Source organism: Synechococcus sp. H60.3 (genome assembly GCF_047462295.1).
Classification (GTDB): domain Bacteria; phylum Cyanobacteriota; class Cyanobacteriia; order Thermostichales; family Thermostichaceae; genus Thermostichus.
In genome coordinates this window covers 2,060-4,157 of sequence record NZ_JANSIY010000161.1, presented here as the reverse complement: position 1 = coordinate 4,157, position 2,098 = coordinate 2,060, and the positions used below count along the sequence as shown (strand labels likewise).

Here is a 2,098-nt window from a genome sequence, read left to right as displayed (position 1 = left end):
TTGAGATTCGGAGAACTTTCCTGGGGGACTTTTCGGCAAACCTGTGGGCAAAGGGATGGTAATATCGCTACGCACTTCTCTTACCGTGACCGCCCATGAGCGTTCCTTCCTCTGCTGCTCGAACCTATCGGATTACTGCCCTGGCCGGAGATGGCATCGGCCCTGAAATCATGCAGGTGGGGCGGGCGGTTTTGGATGCAGTGGCCGCTCAGATGGGGTTTTCCCTCCAGTGGCAGGAGGGCCTAATTGGTGGAGCAGCCTACGAAGCCACTGGGGATCCCTTGCCCCCAGAGACCTTGAAAATGGCCCAGGAGAGCGATGCTGTTTACTTGGCGGCGGTTGGCGACTTTAAGTACGACACCCTGCCGCGGGAGAAGCGTCCTGAGCGGGCTTTGTTGGGCTTGCGGGCTGGCTTGGGATTATTTGCCAACTTGCGCCCGGTGAAGATCTTTCCGCAACTGGTGGAGGCCTCTTCCCTCAAGGCAGAGGTGATCGCCGGGATCGACCTGGTGGTGGTGCGCGAGCTCACCGGAGGCATCTACTTCGGCCAACCCAAAGGGATCTTCACAGATGCCACGGGATCCCGGCGGGGTGTAAACACCATGGCCTACAGCGAGGCCGAGGTGGATCGCATTGCCCGCGTGGCCTTCGAACTGGCTCGCAAGCGACGGCGCAAGCTCTGCTCAGTGGATAAGGCCAATGTCCTGGAAGTGTCGCAACTGTGGCGGGAGCGGGTTACCGCCATTGCGGCTGAGTACCCCGACGTGGAGCTTTCCCACCTGTACGTCGATAACGCTGCCATGCAGTTGGTGCGCTGGCCGAAGCAGTTTGACGTCATTCTCACGGAGAACCTCTTCGGGGATATTCTTTCCGATGAGGCAGCGATGCTGACTGGATCCATCGGCATGTTGCCCTCTGCCTCTTTGGGATCCTCTGGCCCTGGGGTATACGAACCAGTACACGGGTCAGCCCCCGATATTGCCGGACAAGACAAGGCCAACCCTCTTGCCCAGGTGCTCTCTGGGGCAATGCTGCTACGCTACTCTTTGGATCAGCCCCAAGCTGCCGACCGCATCGAGCAGGCTGTCGAGGCAGTTTTGGCCCAGGGCTACCGCACTGCCGACATCTACTCGGAGGGGATGACCCTCGTAGGCTGCCGCGAGATGGGAGAAAAGATCTTGGCTGCTCTGGCCCAGCAGCAAGCCTCTCCCCAAGGATCGCCCTCAGCCGCCGGCGGTTGAGTGGGGGTTCCCTTGCTGGCGCGGCTACCCCTCTCCCAGAGGGAGGGATTGTCCCGACGAACGGTGGCACTGCCATTACTCTTTATTGGAAATTCTTGGAAACGTCCGCGGGCCAGCTTCTTCCCTTAGGCAAAGCGATGGCCAAGCTGCATCGGGTCGTGGACGGTGATCTTTTTCTTGTGGATGGAAATGTAGTTCTTCTTGCGCAGCTCCCCCAACAGACGCGTGATGGTGACACGGGTTGAGCCAATCGCTTCCGCAATGGCCTGGTGAGAGAGCTTGAGATCGATGGTGACTCCATTGGGGCCGGGCACCCCGAAGTCGCGGCAGAGGATCAGTAGAAAGCTGACCAGGCGGGATCCCATGTCGCGGTGAGCCAGTGTTTCAATCATCATCTCTGTCTGCAGGATGCGAGAAGCCAAGCTCTTGAGCAGCAGCATGGCCAGCTCAGCGTTCTCCCGCAGCGATTTTTCCACCTGTTCGATGGGCAGAGAGAGTAGCTCGACGCGGGTAAAGGCCACCGCGTGATAGAAGCGGTCGGAGCGCTGCCCCGTGATGAAGGAGAGCACCCCAAAAATGCTGTTTTCCCGCAGGAGAGCAACGGTAATTTCTTCTCCCATTTCGTAGACCCGCGAGAGCTTGACAGCTCCTTTCACCAAAAAGTAAACGCGCTCCGCCGGATCTCCAGGGAAGAAGATGGTCTTACCGCGTTCAAACGTTTCGATAACCGGAGGATGGTGAGGCCCTCCTAACTGTTTGAAGGCTGCAATCAGAGATTTTTCCGCGATGGCCACCACCATATTCGTCAACCTTTTAAAGCCAGTTTATACCTAAGATCAACCTATAAATCAGATCGG

The 2,098-nt window shown here is 58.1% G+C and carries 2 protein-coding genes; one reads left to right on the top strand and one right to left on the bottom strand.

Features of this window, described 5'->3' with window-relative positions; genetic code table 11:
* The first annotated feature begins 95 nt into the window (after nt 1-95).
* Entirely contained in the window at nt 96-1,241 is a 1,146-nt protein-coding gene (gene leuB, locus NW841_RS12140; RefSeq protein WP_414386601.1) for a 3-isopropylmalate dehydrogenase, read from the top strand.
* Between the two features lie 125 nt (nt 1,242-1,366).
* Here leuB and ntcA read toward each other — a convergent pair whose 3' ends face one another.
* Nucleotides 1,367-2,041, bottom strand: a complete 675-nt coding sequence (gene ntcA, locus NW841_RS12135) for a global nitrogen regulator NtcA (RefSeq protein WP_414365317.1) — start codon at nt 2,039-2,041, stop codon at nt 1,367-1,369.
* Between the last annotated feature and the right edge of the window lie 57 nt (nt 2,042-2,098).

Excerpts from the sequence above, each read along its gene's own strand:
- ntcA (WP_414365317.1), bottom strand. The coding sequence starts at position 2,041 with ATGGTGGTGGCCATCGCGGAAAAATCTCTGATTGCAGCCTTCAAACAG.
- leuB (WP_414386601.1), top strand. The coding sequence starts at position 96 with ATGAGCGTTCCTTCCTCTGCTGCTCGAACCTATCGGATTACTGCCCTG.